We start from the raw sequence: 22,479 nt of genomic DNA, 5'->3' as shown, positions 1-22,479 counted from the left end.
TGACAGGGTCTTCGACTGTACGACAGCCCGGCGCTGTCAGGGTGCGAAAGTCAGGGTGTGAGTGAATCGCAAATTCGGTGAATGGCGTGTTCAATTCGCTTCCAGCCTTCATCCGATTGCAAATCAAGGGTCATAAACTGGTTCTGATTGGGGGCAATGAGCAGGAGCATGGTGATGCCCGAAACCAGAATGGCGGTCACGGCGCTCTGGTCTTCCTTGTCGTTGGTAAAAAACTGGTCGAGAACCTTCTGAAAAGATTCGTTACGGGCAATTGCCAACTGCTGACTCAGGTAGGAACCCGGATTGCTGATTTCCCATTTGAGCATTTCCTGGGCCGGCATCCGTCCTTTCAACTCGCGCAGCAGTCCAACCAGGTAGTCGACCCGGGTTTGTTTTTTGACAGTTGGATCGGTTTCCAGGTGTTTTGCCAGAAACTGCTGGTTGTAGTCGGTCAGGAAATGGCCTTCGTGCAGAAACCGTTCCATCAAACCTTCCCAGCCTCCAAAATACCGGTAAATAAGCACTTTATTGACTCCCGCTCTTTCGGCTACCGCATTGATTCCAACCCGGTTGACGCCCCGTTCAGAAATCACTTCCCCTACAGCCTGAAGTATGCGCGCCATAGTCTGTGTGCGACTCCTTTTCCGAACTTCTATCATTCCACTAGGCTTAAACGTCCGGGGGCTAACAGGCCCCATTTCGGTTTGGTTTTAAAGCTAAACTTGATTTCGTATCGGAAGCAAAGGTAGGTGTTTTCGACTAAACGGTTTTTGTTTTTGAGAATTGTCAGACAAAATATTGGGAAAAGCTAGAAAACGGTAACCCGATCAAATTTGTATAATTTGACTTAACGCTCCGGAAAAAGGGCCAGTTGATTGACTAAATCCCGGATGGCTTCGCGCAGTTGAAACCGGGTTAAGGTAACATCCATCAGGAGGGGGAAATCGGGGTAAGGATGCCAGGATGGCGTGAGGGTGCCGTCCAACTGAATTTGCAGCCGATACTGTTCATTGGGCAGGGAAGAGGCTTCGACGTTCAGGCCCGGTTCCGAAAACGAAACCGTAACGTGATTGATGGCGCGGCTCCAGAGCAGTTTAAGACCATTGATCAGCCGCTTGATTTCGTAGGTTTGTAGCGGTGCCGATTGGGTATAGGATTCTTTTTGCCATTCGGTCGACAGTTCGCACAGCAGGCTGTTGCGTTCCCGCCAGTTGGTTGCTTTCACACCGTAGCCTTTGATCGATAGTTCAAATGAACCGGTAGAACTCTTCAGTTTCATAGCGTTGGGGAGGGTTTTGTTGCAAAAATAGACTTTTGCCTATCTACCAAATATACTATGCCGGCCGGAGGTGTCCAAATCAAAAACCGGAATCTTTTTTAATGACCCCGTTCAATCTTTTTCCGGAAATTCTGTCAACAACGCGGCCCGGCTGGCTATCTTTGCGCGAATTTGTTCAACCCTGTTTGTTGGTTCCTGCCGGTAGTATCGGACTGATGAAAATCAGCAGAACGTAACAAATCTTAAACAGTTATACGAAATCAAATGGCTAAAGTGCTGATTATTGGTGCCGGCGGAGTCGGGAGTGTCGTTGCGCACAAATGTGCGTTGAATGCGGACGTCTTCACAGACATTATGCTGGCCAGCCGGACACTTTCCAAGTGCGATAAAATTGCCGCCGAAATTCGGGAAATGCACGGCGTGGAAATCAAAACGGCGAAGGTCGATGCTGATGTTGTGGCCGAAATGGTCAAGCTGATCAAGCAGTTTCAGCCGTATTTAGTAATCAATGTCGCGCTGCCCTACCAGGATCTGCCGATCATGGATGCCTGTCTGGAAACCCGGACGCACTACATGGACACCGCCAACTATGAGCCGAAAGATGTCGCCAAGTTCGAATACAGCTGGCAGTGGGCCTATCAGGAGCGGTTTAAGGATGCCGGTATTATGGCGCTGCTGGGTTGTGGCTTCGATCCGGGCGCCACGCAGGTGTTCACGGCCTACGCAGCCAAACACCACTTCGACGAGATGCACTACCTGGATATTGTCGATTGTAATGCCGGGAATCACGGCAAGGCGTTTGCTACCAACTTCAATCCCGAAATCAACATCCGGGAGATTACGCAGCCCGGCCGGTATTGGGAAAATGGCGAATGGATCGAAATTGAAGCCATGTCGATTCATAAGCCGATCGTTTACCCCGAAATCGGCCCGAAAGAGTCGTACGTGCTCTACCACGAAGAACTTGAATCACTCGTTAAAAACTTCCCGACGCTGAAACGCGCCCGGTTCTGGATGACCTTCGGGCAGGCTTACATCACCCACCTCCAGGTGCTGGAAAACGTAGGCATGACCAGCATCAAACCAATCCAGTTTCAGGGAATCGATATTGTTCCGCTGGAATTTCTGAAAGCCGTGTTGCCGGCGCCCGACTCACTGGGCGAAAACTACACGGGGCAGACTTCGATCGGTTGCCAGATCAAAGGCATCAAAGACGGCCAGGAAAAAACGTATTTCATCTGGAACAACTGCGACCATGCCGTGACTTACAAGGAGGTTCGCGGGCAGGCGGTGAGCTATACTACGGGTGTTCCGGCCATGATCGGTGCCATGCTGATGCTGAAAGGCGTCTGGATGCAACCCGGCGTCTGGAACTGCGAAGAACTCGACCCCGATCCCTTCATCGAACAAATGAACAAGCAAGGCCTGCCGGTGCAGGATCAGGTCAATCAGCCGCTGAGCGTTGAAAATTAGGAGTTAAGAGTTATGAGTTATGAGTGAAGAGTTGGCTGACGCATGAAACCGCTCGTGCGTCAGCCAACTCTTCACTCCTAACTCCTAACTCTTAATTCCTCAGCCATCCCCCCCGAAAACCGGCCCGTAACAATCCCCGCCGGACGATGGCGTTACGCATCATCAGGTTCCAGATCTGGTTGGTGCGGTAATTTTCGGTCATCAGCAGAATCGGGCCACTGTCGATGCCGAGGTAGTCTTTGTCGAACCACTGGCCGGGGTAAGAAAGGTTGTAGGCGTCCTTGAAACCGTAGGGACCGTAGATCTTTTTTCCATAGCGGTATTTCATCAACTGGAGTGCCCGGATGCTTTCTTCCGGCGTAAACGGCATCGACCCACCGGCCGCCGTGGGCGCAATCGTCCCGTCATCGACGATCTGTGTTGCGGCTGCACCCCGGGCGCGGTAGGAGAAAAACGATCGCCCGTTGATCAGCGTATCTTTCGGGCCGTCGCTGGCGGTCAGGCCCCAGAGGTCGGTTTCATAACCGGCAAATCCTCCGGGATTTTCGATGCAATAAGCGCGGTTGGCGAGTGTGGCCCGTCGACTGTTAATTCCCCGCTGACGCATGTAAGCGTCTTGAATACTGCGGAAATCAATCCAGATGTGCGAATACTGATGGCCGAACAGCGGTTCGAAGTTGACGTGGGCGTAGTCCTTGAATTCTTTCCATTCGTAGGTCGCCGTCCAGGCCGTCCAGGCTTCGGGCCCAATCGGATAGGTGGGTGAGGCTAAGGCCAGCACATACAGGATCATCGCTTCATTGTAGCCTTTCCAGTCGGATTTGATAAAACCGCTTTCGGGGTACCAACCCATCGACACCAGTGGTTTTCGGGCCTGCATCCAGGTCCAGTCGACCCGGCGATAGATCCGGTCGACCAGCATCCGGATTTCCTTCTCTACCCGGGTGTTTTGATCAAAATACGACTGACTGCTCAGCATCCCGGCCAGCAGCAAGGCCGTGTCGATGGTCGACAACTCCACCTGTTTGAAACGCAGCCCGGTTTTCAGATCCAGAAAATGGTAGAAAAAGCCGTGGTAGCCGGTAGCGGTTTTTTCATCGGCCGATTGGGGGGCGTAATTAAAAAAGCGCAGGGTTCGAAGCGTTCGTTCGGCCGCCTGCTGGCGACTCACATACCCCCGCTCGACACCCACCAGGTAGGCCGTAAGCCCAAAGCCGGTGGCGGCAATGCTCGCAAACGAGGGCGATGGATACCGGTCGGGAATCAGCCCGTTCGGATTGTTACCCAATTCCCAGAAATACTGAAACGTTTCCCGTTGCAGTGAATCCAGAAACCGCTTCGAGGTGGCCACGCCCCGGGGCTGAGCCAGCGAAAGCGTTGGACATAAGCACAACAACAGAAATAGGGACCACACAATGGAATATACAGGGAAACTACACCGGTATCGGTATCCTTCGACTTTCATGGCACGGGAATCAGCGGTATGGAAAGGTAAGATAAGGGAAAGAAAACAAAAAAGATTACCCCTAACTTGTATATATAGTTTTCTTATATATATTTGTGTCAGTCACTAACATTGCTTTGGCTATGACACCCGAACAGCTAAACGTCGCATCGCTCGACGACATCGTGTTTGAAAACCGCAACAAATTGTATGGCGCCTACGATTTGCGCCAGGTCTATCAGCGCAGTGCCAACCGGGCGCTGTGGTTGGGAATCGCCTTGTTTTGGGCCGCTTTGGCCACACCGACGCTCTATAACCGGCTGAAACCCGCCGAGACCCCGGATCAGTTTATGAAGGAAGTGACGCTGGAAGACATCAGAACATTACCGCAGGAAGAACCGCCGATTGTCATTCCGCCGAAAGTGGAGATTCCCGTTCAACTGCCTACGGTACGAAATCTGCCCCCGGAAGTGGTAACCGAAGCCCCCGATGATGTAACGGTGCCGACGGTAGAGGACCTGGAAGACAAGGTGTCGAGTGATAAAACCCAGGAGGGCGACCCCAACGCGCTGGATGTGATCGAAGCCCCCACGGAAACGGCAGGTCCGGCACCGGTGGAAAAATCGATTGAAGTGGAACGCAAACCGGATGAAGTATTTTTGAAGGTGGAACAGGATCCCCAGTTTCCGGGCGGGATGCGAAAAATGGCTGAATTCCTGGAAAAAAACCTGCGCTATCCTCCGGCTGCTTCGCGGGCGGGCATTTCCGGAAAAGTGTATCTTCAATTTGTGGTGAACACGGATGGGAGTATTGTCGATGTTTCCGTCGTAAAAGGCATCGGCTTTGGTTGTGACGAGGAAGCGCTGCGGGTGGCGAAGAAGATGCCGCCCTGGCAACCCGGCAAGCAATCGGGTCGGCCGGTGCGGGTCCGGTTTACCTTGCCGGTAGTGTTTGCCCTGGAATAATCGGTTCACACTTTTGACTGCATGCCCACCGGTTGCCAACCGGCGGGCATTTTTTATGCTGAACAAAACCGCCGTTTTCGCTATTTTTGTGATTAAAAACCGCCTTTATGTGGCGTCTCCATCCCTGATGATCGACTACTCCCAAATTCCCTCGCCCTGTTTTGTACTGGAAGAGACCAAACTCCGCACCAATTTAGAACTTATCGATAGTGTACAGCAACAGGCTGGGGTTCAGATTATTATGGCCCTCAAAGGCTTCTCGATGTACAGTGCTTTCCCGCTGGTGAAGCAATACCTGTCGGGTGCCACGGCCAGTTCACTCAACGAAATCAAGCTGGTCAACGAATACCTGGGCGTTCAGGCGCATACCTATATTCCGGCCATCCGCGACGATGAATTTGACGAAGTTCTCGAACGGAGCAGTCACCTCACATTCAATTCGCTGAGCCAGTGGGAGCGGTTTAAAAACCGGGCGATCGGGTCGGGTGTTTCCTGCGGCATTCGCGTCAATCCGCAGTATTCGGAGGTCGCCACGGATATGTACAATCCCTGTGTGCCGGGCTCGCGGCTGGGCGTGACGCGGAATCTGATCGGTGACCGGCTGCCGGACGGGATGGAAGGCATTCATTTTCATACGCTCTGCGAAAACGACTCCTACACGCTCGAACGCACCCTCGAAGCATTGGAAAACCGTTTTAGTGATCTGCTTCACCAGGCGCGGTGGGTCAACATGGGCGGAGGACACCTCATGACGCGCGAAGGCTACAACACCGAACACCTGATCGGGTTGCTGAAAGCGTTCCGGGAAAAATACCAGGTCGAAGTCATTCTGGAACCGGGTTCGGCCATTGGCTGGCAGACCGGGGTGCTGGTGTCGTCGGTTCTGGATGTGGTTGACAGCCAGGGAATTCAGGTAGCCATTCTTGATACCTCCTTTGCTGCCCACATGCCCGACACGCTCGAAATGCCGTATAAACCCCGGATTCTGAATTCGTACCACGAACCGGTTTCGGGTAAACCGACCTACCGCCTGGGCGGAATGACCTGTCTGGCGGGTGACTTCATGGGCGATTACAGTTTCGATGAACCGCTCCAGATTGGCGACAAAGTCATTTTCGATGACATGATTCACTACACCATGGTGAAAACGAGCACGTTCAACGGGGTAAATCTGCCCTCCATCGGCATCTGGCAGGAAGATGGAACCTTCCGGCTGGTGAAAACCTACGGGTATGAGAGTTTTAAGGATCGGCTGAGTTGAGGGTAGGAATCAGAAAAATAATACCTGATTGTACCTCTGACCAAAGGAGTGAATAGATACACGGAAAAGGTCGATTGTCAGACAAATCTATTGGTGTATGGGGTGTGATTATGAGTGTAATATGTCGTATATTTTCGGCAAAATTAAACTCATATGAACATCCTAAAAAACCTGACCGCTTCCGTATTTGTTTTTAGCTTACTTCTTTTTGCCGGGTGTTCGGTTGACGATCACCTGCAACCGGTTACCATCAACATCAGCGGACTTTCGTCGCTGACCGGAAACTGGTCATCCCTCGGAATTACCACCCAGGCCGCGATGGAAATTGCGGAGGAAGACATCAATAGCTATTTTGCGGGCAAAGGCAGCAGCTTCCGGCTCAGCGTTACGGGCTACGACACCCAGTTGGAAGCCGAAAAAGCGGTTGGTTTTTTCACGGCAGCGGCTGGGGCCGGAACCCGGTTTTTCATCGGGCCACAGTCCAGTGCCGAACTGGCGGCCCTGTTGCCTCTTACCAGTTCCAACAACAGCCTCGTGATCAGCCAGGGCAGTACGGCGGGAAGTCTGGCCATTGCCGACGACCCGGTTTTCCGGTTTTGTCCGGCCGACAAAATTGAGGGAGCCGCCATTGCCAAAACCATCTATGAACAGGGCATTCGCGGACTGGTGACCATTGCCCGTGATGATGCCGGAAACAAAGGATTGCAAACATCGACCGGTGCTTCATTTACCACGCTGGGCGGGGTGGTTCAGCCATTGACACCCTACGGTACGTCCATCAGCGATTTTACCGCAGAAATTGCCGCGATTAAAGCACAGATTACCGCATTCACCACTACTTACGGTGCTGGCAAAGTCGGCGTTTATCTGGCTTCCTTCGATGAATGTGTCGCCCTGTTTAAGCAGGCGGCTTCGGACCCGGTTCTGAGTTCCGTGCGCTGGTATGGTGGGGATGGCGTGGCCCTGAGTGCTGCCCTGATCGGCGACCCGGATGCTGCTGATTTTGCGATTAGTACGCAGTTTTTTACACCGACCTTCGGTTTGCCGGACGCGTATAAAACCGCCTGGGAGCCACTCATTGCCCGGATAAAAACCAAAACCGGTATCGACGCCGATGCGTTCGGCATCGCGGTGTACGATGCGATGTGGGTTATTGCCAAAACGATCGAAGCCAGCAATGGCGTCCCGGCCGACCTCAGCACCCTGGAAAGCCAGTTTGTGACCCAAGCCAACGCTTATGTGGGGGCAACCGGCCCGACGAATCTCGACACCTTCGGCGACCGGGCCAGCGGCTCATTCGATTACTGGGGCATTGAAAAGGTTGGTGGTGTGTATCAGTGGAAACTGGTCGGAAAGTCGAATTGAGTGCGTGTAATCATAACTTTTCAGAAGGTTAAGGTGCGCTCATTTTGGTAATGAATAGGCCATAATAGAACCGGCCGGATTTTCTTTGCTTCCGCCAACCGAGAGTGCGACAAATTGCCGGTTGCCACTGAAATACGTACAGGCGGTTGCGTTGGCAACACCCGGGAGCGTGGTCTCCCACACCAGTTTGCCCGTCGCTTTGTCGAAGGCTTTCAGCTTCTGATCCCGGGTGCCGCTGATAAAAACCAGCCCACCGGCGGTGACGATGGGACCGGCAGAGCCTTCCAGTCCGGTTTCCGGCGCTCCGTTTTCCTGTAATCCCGGATGATTTCCCAGCGGAATCTGCCAGACGTAATCGCCGGTAGTCAGGTTAATCGCGTTGAGTGTTCCCCAGGGCGGTTTGATGGCCGGATGTCCATTTGGATCCCGGAAATGGCCGTAGGCCGTCAGATTCAGGTATTTGTCGGCACCCGCCAGGGTCTGACCGGTTTCCATTTTGGTGGCTTTGCTCGAATTCTTTTCCCGGTCGAACAGGAAAGCAAGGATGCCCTGTTCCTTCCCTTTGACCACACTGGCAAAGGCCGGCATTTTGCCGCCACCCTGTTTGATTTTGGCGAGCGCAGCCTCGCGCGTCATCCGGTTTCGGAGGCCGATCAGCGACGGATAGGTGGGTTCATCGCCATTTTTGTCCTTGCCGTGGCAGCTCACGCAATACGTCATGTAAAGCGTTTTGCCCTGGGCAAAAATCGTCTGGTCTTTGGCTTCTTTTTCCGGATCGACTTTTTGCATCGACTGTATTTCCGGCGAATCGTTCGACTTGACGTACAACACGCTCGTGGCCGGGTCATAGGCCGCGCCACCCCATTCGGCACCGCCCCGGGTTCCGGGCAGCATCAAGGTGCCTTTCAGATCCGGTGGGGTAAAGAGTCCCTCGTAGCGCATCGACCGGAATTTTTTTACGATGGAGTCATGCCCCGCCGTCGAATACCGGGTCAAATCCGCTTCCGTCATGTGTTGACGGGCAAACGGCTTGGGCTTCAGCGGAAAAGGCTGCGTGGGCCAGGCTTCCTCGCCGGGGAGGTGAGACATCGGCACCTTTCGTTCTTCAATCGGAAATAACGGTTCACCCGTTTCCCGGTTGAAGACGAACACAAAACCGTGTTTGGTCACCTGGGCCACGGCGTCTATTTTCCGGGGCCGACCGTCGGGACCATCGCGTTCCACCGTGACCAGATTGGGCGGGGCGGGGAGGTCATAGTCCCACAAATCGTGGTGGACGGTTTGGAAATGCCAGCGGTAGTAGCCGGTTTTGGCATCGAGGGCTACCACACTGTTGCCGTACAGATTTTTGCCTTTGCGGTCGGCGCCGTAAAAATCGTAGGAAGGGGAGCCCAGGGCCAGAAACACCATGCCGCGCCGGGTGTCCACGCTCATGCCCGCCCAGTCGTTGACGCCACCAGCATATTTATACGCTTCCCTGGGCCAGGTTTCGTAGCCGGGTTCGCCGGGCAGCGGAATGGTATGAAACGTCCATTCGAGTTTTCCGTTGCGGATGTTGTAGGCCCGAATGTAGCCGGGTTGCGCCCCATACAATTCCGATACTTCGGCCCCCATGATCAGCAGATCCTGGTAGACGATTCCGGGCGATGTCGGTATGACCGAAATGGTTTCGGGAGCGTCCCGCAAGCCGACGTTCATGCTCACCTGCCCGTTTTTTCCGAAGCCCGGAACCGGTTTTCCCGTGCGGGCATCCAGCGCGAACAGCACATCGCCACCCGTTACCAGAATCCGTTTGTCCGCGCCATCTTCCCAATACGTAACGCCCCGGCTGACGCCCCCGCCCACTCCGCCATCGAACGGATCGAACGACCACAATTGCCTGCCGGTGGCGGCATCGACGGCATAAACCCGGTGCCGGGCCGACGTGGCGTATAAAACACCGTCGATGATGATGGGGTTGCACTCACTGCTGCCGGGCCGCGCACCGGCCTGGGCGTCGTTCGGCTGAAACGTCCAGGCGAGTTGCAACTGGCTGACGTTGTTGACCGTAATCTGATTCAGTTCGGAATAACTGGTGCTTTCGGCATCGGCTTTGTAAGTGCTCCAGGTGCGGTTTTTATCGTCGTTCGATTGGTAACCCGACAGGAGCAGAAAAGCCGACAAAGCAAAAAAAGAGCCCAGTTTCAGACCGAGCCGGTTTTTTAAAAAGGGAGCGAGGTGACGCATGGGAGGCTGCGATGAGTGACGGTTGTGTACCGTACCCATAAACAAAATGGTGCCCGATTTTACTCGTGCGTTCCGGTATGGAGTGGGTTCCGGACTAAAAAATCCGGTGAGTAAAGGGGAGCATCGTCCGGCAAAACCTCCGCCGTAAACCCGAAATCCTGCACCAGCGAAATCACGAAACACGCTTCAACCAGACCGGTTGACGAGTGGATGCGCAGGATCCTGTCACAATCTTCCAGGTCAAAATTGGCGGTATAGTGCGTGAACGTTTGATGGATGAGATCCAGAAGCTGGTTGGCGTGACGCGTATCCCACACATTGGTTTTAAAAACTTCGACCATAACACCTGCGGATGGATTCATACCGGAGAGAACAATAATCCTGCCGACTGCCTACCGGGCTGGTTCAGGCTGGTAACAAAGCACCACAATGCCGACGCTGCTGACGGTGGTCTTCACCAGTTTCAGCGTCATGCGGTCGGCCATTTCCTGCCAGATCGGCAGGCCGGTTTTCAGGGCGACGGGGTTGATGAAGAGATGGTATTCGTCGATCAGGTTGTGTTGAACAAAAGCCGAGACGATGCGGGCTCCCCCGTAAAGAATCAGGTCTTTGCCCGGCCGGGTTTTCAGTTCGGCCACTTCTTCGGCGGGGCTTTTTTGGGTCAACCGGGCATTTTTCCACGCAACCGTTGAAAGCGTTGTTGAAAAAACCACTTTATCGATCTCGTTCATCTGGTGCGCAAAGGCCAGGTCATCCGCATGGGCGTCGGGATTGGTGGCGGCATTCGGCCAGTAATTCGCCATGCCCTCGTAGGTCACGCGGCCAATCAGCATTGTGTCGGCGGAATTGGCGAGATCGGCGGCATACTGATTCAGAACCGCATCCCAGTTCCAGACCATCCAGTCCTGTTCGCCCGTTGGGCCGGCCACGAAGCCATCGAGGGTCATTTGCATCTGTAATTTCACCTTTCTCATGATTCAGTCGGTCGTAATCATCCGGGGAGCAGAGCCCGGCTTCAAACCGGACCCTGCTGATTTCAAAATAGAAGAAGGTTGTTGTTCCTGTTCGTTGACTGGTCAGGCGGCTAGTTTTTCATCAAAACTGATCATCCACTGGATGCCGTAAGGATCGGTCAACATGCCAAAATAAGCACCCCAGAATTCTTTTTTCATCGGCATCACGGCTACTCCACCCGCCGAAAGTTTTTCGTACAGGCGGTCGGCTTCTTCTTTGCTGTCGACGTTGATGGATAGATGGAAATTGCTCCCCATGGTTATGGTGTGACCCATTGATTCCAGGGCATCGGTTGCCATCAGGAGGGTTCCGGGTCCGATCTGCAACGCAATGTGCATGATTTTTTCGGCCTCCGTGGCCGAGAGTTTTGCGCCTTCGGGTGTGTCTTTGAAACGTTGGAGCGCGATAAATTCACCCCCAAAAACCGACTTGTAGAACGTAAACGCTTCTTCGGTATTGCCGTTAAAATTCAGATATGGATTGAATAAGGCCATCGTTATGTGTTTGGATTGATGCGGTTTTTTTGCGTTGCGTATAGTACAAACGTACGGGAATAATTTGACAGCGGCAGGGGGCAAACGCGGCAATAAAAGGGGTTGATTACGACAATCCCTTTCCTTATTTTTGACGCATGAAGCATATATCGATTTTAGTCCCCAAAGGGGCTATTTTAGGTAGCCTGGAGGGCACCCGCCAGTTGTTTACGCAGGTCAATCAGTTTTTTGCCGCCAAGGGCCAACCGCCTTTGTTCCGGGTACAACTGGTCGGTCTGACGAAAGAAACGCCCCTGAGCGGTGGTGCTTTTACGGCCCATGCGGATGCTGTTTTAGCTGACGTGCAGAAGACGGATTTGATCATTATTCCCGCGCTGGATGGTGACCTGCGGCTGGCGATTGAAAAAAACCGCGACTTTATTCCGTGGATCACCGACCAATACCGGGGCGGTTCGGAAGTGGCCAGCCTGTGTCTGGGCGCCTTTTTGCTGGCCTCGACCGGTTTGCTCAAAGGCCGCCAGTGTGCCACGCACTGGATGGCGACAAATGACTTCCGGCAGTTGTTTCCCGACGTGAACCTGGTCACCGAGCGGATCATTACCGACGAGATGGGCATCTATTCGAGCGGGGGCGCGTTCTCGTACCTGAATCTGATTTTGTACCTCATCGAAAAATACGCGGGCCGCGACATTGCGGTGCTGTCGGCCAAAGTCTTTGCCATTGAAATCGACCGGGAAACCCAGTCGCCGTTTACGATTTTTCAGGGGCAGAAAGAACACGAAGACGAGCCGGTGAAAAAAGCCCAGGAGTTTATCGAGAAGAACTTTCAGGACAAAATTACCATCGACCAACTGGCCGACATGCACGCCCTGGGCCGGCGGAACCTGGAACGGCGGTTTAAGAAAGCCACGTCCAATACCGTCGCCGAATACATCCAGCGGGTAAAAATCGAAGCCGCCAAGAAGAACCTGGAAATCAGCCAGAAGAACATCAACGAAATCATGTACGACGTGGGCTATTCCGACACCAAAGCCTTCCGGACGATCTTTAAAAAAATCACCGGTTTGTCGCCCATCGAATACCGCAACAAATACAACAAAGTTGCCGCCGTGGCCTGAACACACCACGGGCTGACCCTCAACCCATTACTCCCGTCCGTAACTTTTTCCATCCACATACCCACCTTTTCTCCGTAACTTTCCCTACCTTTACATCCCGTAACAACCACATTTCGTTTTCAGACATGGCTCCATCCGGTCAGAAAACCGCTAAGTACATATTCGTTACGGGCGGTGTAACTTCTTCGTTAGGCAAGGGCATTATTGCCTCTTCGCTTGCAAAATTGCTTCAGTCTCGCGGCCTGTCGGTCACGATTCAAAAGTTTGATCCTTATATCAATATTGACCCCGGTACGCTCAATCCATACGAGCATGGCGAATGCTACGTCACCGACGACGGCGCGGAAACCGATCTCGATCTGGGCCACTACGAACGTTTTCTGAACATTCGTACGTCACGCGCCAACAACATCACCACGGGCCGAATCTACAACAACGTCATCACCCGCGAACGCAAGGGCGATTTCCTCGGTCGGACGGTACAGGTCGTGCCGCACATTACCGACGAAATCAAACGCAACATCCGGCTGCTGGGTGAAACCGGTGAATACGACATCATCATTACCGAAATTGGTGGGTGTGTAGGCGACATCGAATCGCTGCCATTTGTGGAGGCTGTCCGGCAGTTAAAGTTTGAACTGGGCGAAAAAGATACGCTCGTCATTCACCTGACGCTGATTCCGTACCTGGCTTCGGCCGGCGAGTTGAAAACCAAACCGACCCAGCACTCTGTTCGAATGCTGCTCGAAAATGGCGTTCAGCCCGACATCATCGTGTGCCGCACCGAACACCCGCTTCCGCCCGACATTCGCCGGAAAATTGCGCTGTTCTGTAACGTGCAGGTGAATTCGGTGATCGAAGCCATCGACGCCGAAACGATTTATGACGTTCCGCTGCTGATGCGCAAAGAAAAACTCGACCAGCGGGCGTTGTACATGCTTGATCTCTACAACGATCAGGATGCCGATCTCGATAGCTGGAAGGAATTTCTGGGCCACCTCAAAAATCCGACGGATTCGGTTACGATCGGTTTGGTCGGCAAGTACGTCGAGTTGCGGGATGCCTACAAATCCATCGCCGAGTCGTTCATCCACGCTGGAGCCAAGAACGAGTGCAAGGTCAATGTCGAATGGATCCAGTCCGAAACCCTGGGAGATTTCGAGCAGGTCTCGGACCGCCTTCGGGACCTCGACGGTATTCTGGTTGCGCCCGGTTTTGGCGAACGTGGCATCGAAGGCAAGATCAACGCCATCCGCTTTGCCCGTGAAAATGGAATACCGTTTCTGGGCATTTGCCTCGGGATGCAGTGTGCCTGCATCGAGTTTGCGCGCAACGTGCTGGGCTGGTCCGACGCCCATTCGTCGGAAATGAACCCAAATGCATCGCACCGGGTTATCGACATGATGGAGAGCCAGAAAAAGGTGACCAACAAAGGCGGTACGATGCGGCTGGGCGCTTATCCCTGCAAAATCAAGAAAGATTCGCTGGCGTTCCAGATTTACGGAAAGTCGCAGATCAGCGAACGGCACCGCCACCGGTACGAATTTAACAATGAATTTATCAACCAGTTTGAGAAAGCCGGGCTGGTGCCAACCGGAATCAATCCGGAAACCGGGCTGGTCGAAATTGTAGAACTCAAAAACCACCCGTGGTTCGTTGGTGTGCAATTTCACCCCGAGTTGAGAAGCACCGTGATGGACCCGCATCCGTTGTTCGTGCATTTCGTGCGGGCGTCGATGGGCCACTCTCAGGAGAAACGCCTGGTCGACACCACGGCGAATCTTGGTTAAGCCTTTGCTTCTCCGTACTTTTGCGGACTACTAGAATTTGAGTGAGGTTTAGAGCATAACCCGGGCCGCCGATGCGGATTGAAGCGCCGGGGTTACGCTTTAAACCTTACGCTTTAAACAAAAAAAATGGATCGTAATCAAATTATTGGTATTGTATTGATTTTGGGGATGTTGCTTGGGTATCAGTTGTTAATGCCAAAGCCCGCTCCGGAGACAAAACCACAACAGGAAACCGCCACCACTGCCCCCACGCCGGAAGCCGCCAAACAGGCGGAACAACCCCTCGACTCGGCAGCCTCCCGAATGATGTACGGCGATTTTGCAGCCGCAGCAACGGGCCAGAGCCAGGATATCGTCGTCGAAAACCCCGATATCCGGGTTACCTTCAGTACCCAGGGAGGACGCGTCAAAGAAGTTCTTCTGAAAAATTACAAAACGTACGACCAGAAACCGCTCGTGCTGCTGAATGAAGAAAGCAGCGAAATGGTGCTGGAACTGCCCACCAACCGGGGGAAAGTCAACATCGAAAAATTGTATTTCGAAACGGCCACGCCACCCCAGACAACCGTTCAGGGAAACGCCCAAACCGTATCGTTTAAACTCGCCCTGTCGCCCACCGAATCCGTTGAACAGACCTATACCATTCCGGCGAAAGGCTTTGTGGTCGACTACGATCTGAAGCTGAATGGCCTGGATAAGCTGTTGACCAACAACGACATCCGGTTCCTGTGGCAGGATAAAATGCGGCAGTTTGAAAACGACATGGCCGAAAACCGCAAATCGGCAACGATCAATTACCTGTCGGCCGACGAAAATTTCGATGGCCTGTCGGAAGGCGCGGCCAATCAGGAAGCGACGCTGGAAGAGCCGGTGCAGTGGTTTACCATCAAACACAAATACTTTCTGGCCGGTTTTATTTCGGAGAGCAGTCCCTTCAAAAAGCCGGTTTTCAAAACGATTGTGAACGAAGCGGATTCCAGTACGGTCAAAACCGCCATCGCCGACGTGCTGATTCCCATCGCGGATGTGAAGGCGGGTAAAGGCAATTACCGCTTCTATTTTGGCCCGAACGATTACCAGTTGCTCGACGAAGTGGCACCCGAATTCGACCGGAACGTCTACCTGGGGTATGCCATTCTGAAACCGGTGAACAAGTACTTTTTTGTGCCGGTGTTTAGTTTTCTGGAGAAATTCATCTCCAACTACGGCCTGCTGATCATTGCCCTGGTGGTTTTCGTGAAACTGCTGCTAACGCCTTTGACGTACCGTTCGTACGTTAGCATGGCGAAAATGCGGGTTTTGGGTCCCGAAGTGAACGCGATTCGTGAGAAGGTGGGCGACGACATGGCCAAGCAACAGCAGGAAACCATGAAACTGTATCAGCAGGTGGGCGTGAGTCCGCTGAGTGGCTGTATTCCGGTTCTGGCCACGATGCCGGTTTTGATGGCGTTGTTCTTCCTGTTTCCGAACCTGATCGAACTGCGGCAAAAAGGATTCCTGTGGTCGAACGATTTGTCGACCTACGATTCGTTCATCAAATTCCCGTTCACGATTCCGTTCCTGGGTTCACACCTGAGTCTGTTTACGATCTTCATGACGGCGTCGAGTTTGGCATACGCGTACTATAACAACCAGATGACGCCCGCCCAGCCGAACAGCCCGATTAACATGAAAGCGATGAGCTACGTGTTCCCGCTGATGTTCATGTTCGTCCTGAATTCGTTTCCGGCCGGTCTGACGTTTTATTACTTTGTGTCGAACGTCGTGACGATTGCCCAGCAATTGCTGATTCGCAAGTTTGTCGACGAAGATAAAATCAAAGCGGTGCTGGAAGAAAACCGGAAGAAGTTTGCGAAGGGCGATGTCAAGAAATCGAAGTTTCAGGATTTGCTGCAACGCTCGCTCCAACAGGCTGAGGAAGCTAAAAAGCAGGCTGAAGAGGCCAAAAAACGACCGAAAAAATAAAAAAGATGACTCACTAATCCGTCTTCTTTCTAACAAAACCAACACGTCTGTGTTGGTTTTGTTAGTTTTGTGCCACGCTTCTTAATCCAGCCCCATGAACAGGTCTTTTGCTTTCCATACCGGTTTCAGGTCACTCAGCCTCTGTGTCCTTCTGTGGACGACCGCACTGGCGGCTATGGCCCAAACCGATCATGTTGAACGACGCTACCAGTATGCGGTACGCTTCATTCAGCAGAAAGACTACGTGAAAGCCAAGGCCGAACTCAAGCCGCTGACCGAGATCCGAACCAGTGGCATTGCGCCCTACGCGCACTATTACCACGCGCTGGCCGATTTCAATTTGAAACGGTTTTCAGAAAGCCGACTGATGTTGAAGCAGTTGATCGACCGGTTTCCGGATTGGAAAAAAATGGACGATGCCTATTACCTGCTGGGGGCGGCTTTTTTTGAAAACGGGCAATACGAAGAAGGCATCGAAAACTTGGGCCGCATCGGCGATCCGGCCCTCAAACCGGACGTCAGTAAGTTGCAAACCTATTATTTCAGCCAGATCAACGATTTGAACCGGTTGAAACTGATGCAGAAAGAGTTTCCCAGCAACCGTGAACTGGCGCTGGCGTTGATCGATCAGATTCAACGAACGTCGACGGCTCCGGCCGACCTCGAACTCTCGGATCGGCTGACCAACCGGTTTGGGGTACCGGGGGTTTCGCGGCCTGTTACGACCGAAGCGTCATCCAGTACGGCGAGCGTTGCCAGACCGGAGAAAAACCGCAACAAAGGCTATTACAACGTGGCCGTGCTGTTTCCATTTCGGTTGAACGACATCAATCCCGAGGAGCGCGCCCGTTCGAATCAGTACGCGCTGGATTTGTACAACGGTATGCGGCTGGCGAAAACGAAATTGCAGTCGGAAGGCATTACGGTGAATCTGTTTGCCTACGATGTCGATAATGATGGCACCAAAATGACGACGCTGGTCAATAATCCGGGGTTCATTCAAAACGATTTGATGATTGGCCCACTCTACGCCGAACCCAACCGGATTGCCACGGAATTTGCCAACCAGAACAACGTTTTGCTCGTTAATCCGATTTCAACCAGCAGTGAACTGATCGTCAACCAACCCCTGGCTTTTCTGGCTACTCCGTCGCTGAACCAGCAGGCGCTGAAAACCGTCGCTTTTGCCCGAACCTTGTCGATGGTGAAAAAAGCGGCTATTTATTTCGGGAACACCCGGAAGGACTCGACGCTCGCGACCCTGTATCAGAACGAACTGAAACGAATTGGGTATACCGTGCAGGATTTTCGGAAAGTAAGCAGCAGCGATCTGGAAGCCATTCGGCTGTCGGAAACGAACAAACCCGGCCACATTTTTCTGGTGAGCAGCGACGAAAGTACGGGGGCCAAATTGCTCCGCTTGCTCACACAACGGAAAGTGGAAGTCCCGGTGATTGCCACTTCGTCTGCCTTCAATTTTGACAAGGATCCCCTGTCGATTTTTTCAAAAAGTGATTTATATCTGGTGTATCCCGAATTTGTCGACCCGGAGCGCCCCGGTTCGGACGAATTTGAGGAGCTATACCTGGATCAGCGCAATATGATTCCGTCGATGTACGCATACCAGGGGTACGATATGCTGCTGTTTTTTGGCCGGATGCTGGCCCGAACCCGCGGCCAGATTACAAACCGGTCGCAACTCAAAGCCGCCCCCGAAGAAGGCTACCTGCTTTCCGGCTACGATTACACCGCCAGCAATGATAACCAGGTCGTGCCCATCGTAAAATACGACGGAACACGGTTTACACTAATCAAATAATTGTGAATGAGCGAATGAGCGAATAAGTGAATAGAAAAGCGCGATCTTCGATCCTATTCACTCATTCACTCATTCACGCATTCGCTCATTAAAAGATGACAACGAGCGAGCAACTCTTCGAGAAAGCAAAAACATTGATTCCGGGCGGGGTGAATTCACCGGTTCGGGCCTTTCGGGCCGTAGGCGGAAACCCGGTTTTTATTAAATCCGCAAAAGGACCTTACCTTTTTGATGAGGACGGAAACCGGTACATCGAGCTGATTAATTCCTGGGGGCCGATGGTATTGGGCCACGCGTTTGAGCCGGTGGAAGACGCCGTTCGGGAAGCGATTCAGCACTCGTTTTCGTTCGGTGCACCCACGCGCAAGGAAGTGGAAATGGCCGAATTGATCACCGAGATGGTGCCGTCGGTCGAGATGGTGCGGATGGTCAACTCGGGCACCGAAGCCACGATGGCGGCTATTCGGGTGGCACGCGGGTTTACTGGACGCGATAAACTGATCAAATTTGAAGGCTGTTACCACGGCCACGGTGATTCGTTCCTGATTGCGGCTGGCAGTGGTGCCATCACGATGGGAACGCCCGACAGTCCCGGTGTCACCAAGGCCACCGCTTTGGATACGCTGACGGCTCCGTTCAATGATCTGCATGCCGTCGAACGATTGATCGACGCCAACGCCAATCAGATTGCCGCCATCATCCTGGAACCCGTTGTGGGCAACATGGGCTGCGTGTTACCCGAACCCGGTTTTTTGCAGGGCTTGCGGGATTTGTGCGATAAACATGCTATTCTGCTGATTTTTGACGAGGTCATGACCGGTTTCCGGCTGGCCAAAGGCGGTGCCCAAGAGCGGTTTGGCATTCGGCCCGATCTCACCACGATGGGGAAAATCATCGGGGGCGGAATGCCGGTGGGAGCCTATGGCGGACGACGCGACATCATGAGTATTGTTTCACCCGCCGGGCCGGTGTATCAGGCCGGGACCCTGTCCGGAAATCCGATTGCCATGTCGGCCGGGCTGGCAATGTTGCGGCATTTGAACGACCATCCGGAAGTCTACGCGCGGCTGGAAGAACTGGGAACACGCCTGACCAACGGTATCCGCGCCAGCATGGTTAAGCTGGGGCTGGATTTTACGATCAATCACCTCGGCTCAATGTATACGCTGTTCATGACGGAGCGGCCGGTTTCTAATTTCGTCGATGCCAAAACCAGTGATTTGCCGTTGTTTGGGCGGTATTTTCAGGCAATGCTGAAGCGGGGTGTTTACCTGGCTCCTTCGCAATTCGAGAGTCTATTTCTCTCGGTAGCCCTGACGGACGAGTTGATCGATCAGGTGAGCTGGGCGAATGAAGAGGCATTGAAGGAAGTTATTTAATCCATTTCGATGCGTTTTTCCGTCATCATTCCCGTCTACAATCGCCCGGACGAACTGCGCGAACTGCTCGAAAGCCTGAGCCGGCAAACCCGCGTTCCCGACGAAATCGTGGTGGTGGAAGACGGGTCCGTAAACCGGGCCGACGCGGTAGTTGAGTCTTTCAAAAACCGCCTGGACATTCACTATTATTTCAAACCCAACGGCGGACAGGGGTTTGCCCGCAACTACGGTTTTGAACGGGCGACGGGTGATTATTTCGTGATTTTCGACTCCGACGCGCTGGTACCTCCACATTATTTTGCCGCCGTTGAACAGCGGTTGCAAACCGACTGGCTGGATGCGTACGGCGGCCCCGACGCAGCGCATCCCAGTTTTACGCCCATTCAAAAAGCGATCAGTTATTCCATGACCTCGCCGTTTACGACCGGTGGCATTCGCGGCAGCAAAAAGAACCTCGGTGGCAAGTTTCATCCGCGCAGTTTCAACATGGGTTTTTCGCGGCAGGTTTACGAGAAAATCGGCGGGTATAAAATCAGCCGGATGGGGGAAGACATCGAATTTGCCATCCGGATTATTGACAATGACTTTAAAACCGGCCTGCTCCCGGAAGCGTTTATTTACCACAAACGTCGGACGAACTTTGGCCAATTTTACCGCCAACTCCGGTTTTTTGGCCGCGCCCGCATCAACATCGCCCGGTTTTTTCCGTCGGAACTCCGGCTGGTGCACACCTTTCCCGCGCTGTTTACCCTGTTTGTTTTCTCGGTGCCGGTCTGGTATTTCATCCACCCGGTTCTGTTCGGTCTGGCCATAGCGGTTCTGCTTCTGTTCTCCATTTTAATTTTCAGTGACGCCGTCCGGAAAGAGAAGAGCCTGAAAGTGGGTTTTTTGAGCATTGTAGCGGCTTTCGTGCAGCTTATCGGCTACGGCGTCGGTTTTTTGAGCGAAGGCTGGAAACGACTCCGTGAACCCAAAGGCCATCAGGAAACCGGTGCCCATATGGAATATCCGTCGTAATTTCTATTTTTGGCCTATGAAAGTCTTAGTTACCGGAAGCGCGGGACACCTGGGCGAGGCACTGGTGCGCACGTTCCAGCGTTTGGGAGATGAGGTCGTCAGTATCGACATTCTAAACTCGCCTTTTACCTCGCACGTCGGCTCGATTACCGACCGTTCGTTTGTTCAACGTTGTCTCAAAGGGGTTAAGGCGGTTTTTCATACGGCAACCCTCCACAAACCGCACGTCGCAACCCATAGCCTGCAGGATTTCATCGACACCAACATTACTGGTACGCTCAATCTGCTGCAGGAGTCGGTGGCCGCCGGTGTGGAGCGTTTTGTGTTCACCAGCACCACCAGTGTTTTTGGTGATGCACTGGTGCCACCCGCCGGTGAGCCTGCAGCCTGGATCACGGAGGAGGTGACGCCCGTTCCCAAAAACATTTACGGCGTAACAAAAACGGCTGCCGAAGACCTCTGCCAGCTTTTTTACCGAAATCAGGGGTTGCCCTGTATCATCCTGCGAACGTCCCGGTTTTTTCTCGAAATCGATGACAACAAGGACGTGCGGGATGCCTATGAAGACGACAATGTAAAAGCCAACGAATACCTCTTTCGGCGCGTGGATCTGGAAGATGTGGTGAGTGCGCACCTGCTGGCTGCCGAACGGGCACCAGCGCTTGGTTTTGGTACCTACATCATCAGCGCAACAACCCCTTTTTTGCCGGATGACACCGTGGCTTTACGGTCTGCTGCCCCTCAAGTAGTTGGACGATTGGTTCCGGGCTATGAAGCAGAATACGGGCGCCGGGGCTGGCGAATGTTCCCCGAAATTGACCGGGTGTATGTAAACAAAAAGGCCCGAACGGAACTGGGATGGCAACCGAAGTATGATTTCAGGTATTTGATTGAACGCCTGAAAGCGGGGGAAGACCTGCGAAGCCCGCTGGCCCGGCAGGTTGGCTCGAAGAAATATCACCCGAAAACCTTTTCCGAGGGACCTTATCCGGTCGAATGCTAACGACTTACTTTTTGCAGAGATAAATTACTTCCCCGGCGGGCAGCGAAAACCGTTTCACTTCTTCTTTGGGGAGTTCGAACACAAAGCGGTCTTCCACGACGGTAAAACCGCCTTTGGCCAACCGTTGGGCGTAATCGCGGCCAAAAAGCCGGACGTGGTCGCTTTGCCAGAAAAGCCGCTCCCGTTCTTTCGGATCGGTAATGGTGGCGTCTTCGAAAGTGGTTTCGCGGGTGTAGTCGATCGGCGACTGAATGATGGCCCAGCCCCCCGGTTTCAACACCCGATACAGTTCACTGCTGGCTTTGGCATCATCCTCGACGTGTTCCATGACGTGGTTACAAAACGCCACATCGAAGGTATTGTCCGGAAATGGAATCTGGTGAATGTCCATTTTTATTTTCGCCAGGGGCGATTCGATGTCGGCGGTGATGTAATCCAGATTCGGCAGTTTCTCGAACCGGTCGATAAAACAATGTTCGGGCGCAACGTGCAGCACTTTCAGTGGGTCGCGGTAGAAATTGGTTTTTCGCTGCAGGTAGAGGTTCATCAGCCGGTGGCGCTCCAGGGCTAAGCAGTTCGGACACAGGGCATTCGGACGCGGAATGTTCCGGCCGTAGGGCATAAACTCCCGAAAATGTTTGCTGCAAACCGTACACTCGACGTTGTTGCCCCGGTAGAAAACCATCATCACCTTCATGGCGTAATGGCTGACCCGCTGCAGGACCGGGCGCGGTACGGTTTTTAAAATAAAGCTGATGAGATGTTTCATACCACGGAAAAACACCGCCGGAACCCGGATCTTATCGATGAACCCCAACCGGCGATGGGGCCGAATACGCAATAATTAACAGATTTACGGATAAAATG

Annotated in this window: 19 protein-coding genes; 11 read left to right on the top strand and 8 right to left on the bottom strand. The window is 53.2% G+C overall.

All coding sequences use genetic code 11. The annotated features are described in order from the left end of the window. Nucleotides 1–50: 50 nt before the first annotated feature. Nucleotides 51–623: a TetR/AcrR family transcriptional regulator gene (locus FH871_RS06290; RefSeq protein WP_171062772.1), complete on the bottom strand. Its 573-nt coding sequence runs from the start codon at nucleotides 621–623 to the stop codon at nucleotides 51–53. A gap of 224 nt (nucleotides 624–847) precedes the next feature. Beyond that, entirely contained in the window at nucleotides 848–1,279 is a 432-nt protein-coding gene (locus tag FH871_RS06285) for a hypothetical protein (RefSeq protein ID WP_138990488.1), read from the bottom strand. A gap of 264 nt (nucleotides 1,280–1,543) precedes the next feature. Between FH871_RS06285 and FH871_RS06280 the strand changes: the two genes are divergently transcribed. After that, the gene (locus FH871_RS06280) at nucleotides 1,544–2,752 is read left to right on the top strand and encodes a saccharopine dehydrogenase family protein (RefSeq protein ID WP_138990487.1); all 1,209 of its coding nucleotides are present in this window, start codon (nucleotides 1,544–1,546) and stop codon (nucleotides 2,750–2,752) included. Nucleotides 2,753–2,843: 91 nt separating this feature from the next. On the opposite strand, the gene FH871_RS06275 is transcribed toward FH871_RS06280, so the two are convergent. Further along, the gene (locus FH871_RS06275; RefSeq protein WP_229317096.1) at nucleotides 2,844–4,166 is read right to left on the bottom strand and encodes a glucoamylase family protein; all 1,323 of its coding nucleotides are present in this window, start codon (nucleotides 4,164–4,166) and stop codon (nucleotides 2,844–2,846) included. Between the two features lie 173 nt (nucleotides 4,167–4,339). On the opposite strand from FH871_RS06275, the gene FH871_RS06270 reads away from it, so the two are divergent. The 3 genes from FH871_RS06270 to FH871_RS06260 all read left to right on the top strand — a co-directional run bounded on the left by FH871_RS06270 (nucleotide 4,340) and on the right by FH871_RS06260 (nucleotide 7,787). Continuing rightward, entirely contained in the window at nucleotides 4,340–5,161 is an 822-nt protein-coding gene (locus FH871_RS06270) for an energy transducer TonB (RefSeq protein WP_138990485.1), read from the top strand. Nucleotides 5,162–5,288: 127 nt separating this feature from the next. Then, the gene (gene nspC, locus FH871_RS06265; protein ID WP_138990976.1) at nucleotides 5,289–6,422 is read left to right on the top strand and encodes a carboxynorspermidine decarboxylase; all 1,134 of its coding nucleotides are present in this window, start codon (nucleotides 5,289–5,291) and stop codon (nucleotides 6,420–6,422) included. 153 nt (nucleotides 6,423–6,575) lie between these two features. Beyond that, nucleotides 6,576–7,787: an ABC transporter substrate-binding protein gene (locus FH871_RS06260; protein ID WP_138990484.1), complete on the top strand. Its 1,212-nt coding sequence runs from the start codon at nucleotides 6,576–6,578 to the stop codon at nucleotides 7,785–7,787. Nucleotides 7,788–7,826: 39 nt separating this feature from the next. On the opposite strand, the gene FH871_RS06255 is transcribed toward FH871_RS06260, so the two are convergent. The 4 genes from FH871_RS06255 to FH871_RS06240 form a co-directional block, all read right to left on the bottom strand. Then, the gene (locus FH871_RS06255; RefSeq protein ID WP_138990483.1) at nucleotides 7,827–10,013 is read right to left on the bottom strand and encodes a PQQ-binding-like beta-propeller repeat protein; all 2,187 of its coding nucleotides are present in this window, start codon (nucleotides 10,011–10,013) and stop codon (nucleotides 7,827–7,829) included. 59 nt (nucleotides 10,014–10,072) lie between these two features. Further along, nucleotides 10,073–10,375 carry a hypothetical protein gene (locus FH871_RS06250; protein WP_212768202.1) on the bottom strand — a complete coding sequence of 101 codons (303 nt, stop codon included), beginning with the start codon at nucleotides 10,373–10,375 and terminating at the stop codon, nucleotides 10,073–10,075. A gap of 30 nt (nucleotides 10,376–10,405) precedes the next feature. Then, the gene (locus FH871_RS06245; RefSeq protein ID WP_138990482.1) at nucleotides 10,406–10,987 is read right to left on the bottom strand and encodes a dihydrofolate reductase family protein; all 582 of its coding nucleotides are present in this window, start codon (nucleotides 10,985–10,987) and stop codon (nucleotides 10,406–10,408) included. 102 nt (nucleotides 10,988–11,089) lie between these two features. Beyond that, the gene (locus FH871_RS06240) at nucleotides 11,090–11,521 is read right to left on the bottom strand and encodes a VOC family protein (RefSeq protein WP_138990481.1); all 432 of its coding nucleotides are present in this window, start codon (nucleotides 11,519–11,521) and stop codon (nucleotides 11,090–11,092) included. Nucleotides 11,522–11,658: 137 nt separating this feature from the next. Between FH871_RS06240 and FH871_RS06235 the strand changes: the two genes are divergently transcribed. From FH871_RS06235 to FH871_RS06205, 7 genes are all read left to right on the top strand, one after another. Further along, nucleotides 11,659–12,639: a GlxA family transcriptional regulator gene (locus tag FH871_RS06235; protein ID WP_138990480.1), complete on the top strand. Its 981-nt coding sequence runs from the start codon at nucleotides 11,659–11,661 to the stop codon at nucleotides 12,637–12,639. Between the two features lie 125 nt (nucleotides 12,640–12,764). Beyond that, nucleotides 12,765–14,429, top strand: a complete 1,665-nt coding sequence (locus tag FH871_RS06230; RefSeq protein WP_138990479.1) for a CTP synthase — start codon at nucleotides 12,765–12,767, stop codon at nucleotides 14,427–14,429. Nucleotides 14,430–14,555: 126 nt separating this feature from the next. After that, nucleotides 14,556–16,394, top strand: coding sequence for a membrane protein insertase YidC (gene yidC, locus FH871_RS06225; RefSeq protein ID WP_138990478.1), 1,839 nt, complete (start codon nucleotides 14,556–14,558; stop codon nucleotides 16,392–16,394). 94 nt (nucleotides 16,395–16,488) lie between these two features. Continuing rightward, nucleotides 16,489–18,213 (top strand): ABC transporter substrate-binding protein, encoded by a 1,725-nt coding sequence (locus FH871_RS06220; protein ID WP_229317095.1) that lies wholly within the window; start codon nucleotides 16,489–16,491, stop codon nucleotides 18,211–18,213. Nucleotides 18,214–18,308: 95 nt separating this feature from the next. Continuing rightward, on the top strand, nucleotides 18,309–19,592 hold the full coding sequence (hemL, locus tag FH871_RS06215) for a glutamate-1-semialdehyde 2,1-aminomutase (RefSeq protein ID WP_138990477.1): 1,284 nt from the start codon (nucleotides 18,309–18,311) through the stop codon (nucleotides 19,590–19,592). 9 nt (nucleotides 19,593–19,601) lie between these two features. Next, nucleotides 19,602–20,609 (top strand): glycosyltransferase family 2 protein, encoded by a 1,008-nt coding sequence (locus tag FH871_RS06210; protein WP_138990476.1) that lies wholly within the window; start codon nucleotides 19,602–19,604, stop codon nucleotides 20,607–20,609. Nucleotides 20,610–20,625: 16 nt separating this feature from the next. After that, on the top strand, nucleotides 20,626–21,612 hold the full coding sequence (locus tag FH871_RS06205; protein WP_138990475.1) for an NAD(P)-dependent oxidoreductase: 987 nt from the start codon (nucleotides 20,626–20,628) through the stop codon (nucleotides 21,610–21,612). Between the two features lie 4 nt (nucleotides 21,613–21,616). Here the strand turns inward: FH871_RS06205 and FH871_RS06200 are convergent, their stop codons facing one another. Continuing rightward, the gene (locus FH871_RS06200) at nucleotides 21,617–22,381 is read right to left on the bottom strand and encodes a methyltransferase domain-containing protein (protein ID WP_114404924.1); all 765 of its coding nucleotides are present in this window, start codon (nucleotides 22,379–22,381) and stop codon (nucleotides 21,617–21,619) included. Between the last annotated feature and the right edge of the window lie 98 nt (nucleotides 22,382–22,479).

It is taken from the genome of Larkinella sp. C7, from assembly GCF_006149005.1.
Classification (GTDB): Bacteria; Bacteroidota; Bacteroidia; order Cytophagales; family Spirosomataceae; genus Larkinella.
This window is presented reverse-complemented; position numbering and strand designations above follow the sequence as displayed.

Bases quoted from the DNA above. Each gene is read 5' to 3' on its own strand.
- FH871_RS06290 (WP_171062772.1), bottom strand. From the start codon at position 623: ATGGCGCGCATACTTCAGGCTGTAGGGGAAGTGATTTCTGAACGGGGC.
- FH871_RS06285 (WP_138990488.1), bottom strand. From the start codon at position 1,279: ATGAAACTGAAGAGTTCTACCGGTTCATTTGAACTATCGATCAAAGGC.
- FH871_RS06280 (WP_138990487.1), top strand. From the start codon at position 1,544: ATGGCTAAAGTGCTGATTATTGGTGCCGGCGGAGTCGGGAGTGTCGTT.
- FH871_RS06270 (WP_138990485.1), top strand. From the start codon at position 4,340: ATGACACCCGAACAGCTAAACGTCGCATCGCTCGACGACATCGTGTTT.
- nspC (WP_138990976.1), top strand. From the start codon at position 5,289: ATGATCGACTACTCCCAAATTCCCTCGCCCTGTTTTGTACTGGAAGAG.
- FH871_RS06260 (WP_138990484.1), top strand. From the start codon at position 6,576: ATGAACATCCTAAAAAACCTGACCGCTTCCGTATTTGTTTTTAGCTTA.
- FH871_RS06255 (WP_138990483.1), bottom strand. From the start codon at position 10,013: ATGCGTCACCTCGCTCCCTTTTTAAAAAACCGGCTCGGTCTGAAACTG.
- FH871_RS06250 (WP_212768202.1), bottom strand. From the start codon at position 10,375: ATGAATCCATCCGCAGGTGTTATGGTCGAAGTTTTTAAAACCAATGTG.
- FH871_RS06245 (WP_138990482.1), bottom strand. From the start codon at position 10,987: ATGAGAAAGGTGAAATTACAGATGCAAATGACCCTCGATGGCTTCGTG.
- FH871_RS06240 (WP_138990481.1), bottom strand. From the start codon at position 11,521: ATGGCCTTATTCAATCCATATCTGAATTTTAACGGCAATACCGAAGAA.
- FH871_RS06235 (WP_138990480.1), top strand. From the start codon at position 11,659: ATGAAGCATATATCGATTTTAGTCCCCAAAGGGGCTATTTTAGGTAGC.
- FH871_RS06230 (WP_138990479.1), top strand. From the start codon at position 12,765: ATGGCTCCATCCGGTCAGAAAACCGCTAAGTACATATTCGTTACGGGC.
- yidC (WP_138990478.1), top strand. From the start codon at position 14,556: ATGGATCGTAATCAAATTATTGGTATTGTATTGATTTTGGGGATGTTG.
- FH871_RS06220 (WP_229317095.1), top strand. From the start codon at position 16,489: ATGAACAGGTCTTTTGCTTTCCATACCGGTTTCAGGTCACTCAGCCTC.
- hemL (WP_138990477.1), top strand. From the start codon at position 18,309: ATGACAACGAGCGAGCAACTCTTCGAGAAAGCAAAAACATTGATTCCG.
- FH871_RS06210 (WP_138990476.1), top strand. From the start codon at position 19,602: ATGCGTTTTTCCGTCATCATTCCCGTCTACAATCGCCCGGACGAACTG.
- FH871_RS06205 (WP_138990475.1), top strand. From the start codon at position 20,626: ATGAAAGTCTTAGTTACCGGAAGCGCGGGACACCTGGGCGAGGCACTG.
- FH871_RS06200 (WP_114404924.1), bottom strand. From the start codon at position 22,381: ATGAAACATCTCATCAGCTTTATTTTAAAAACCGTACCGCGCCCGGTC.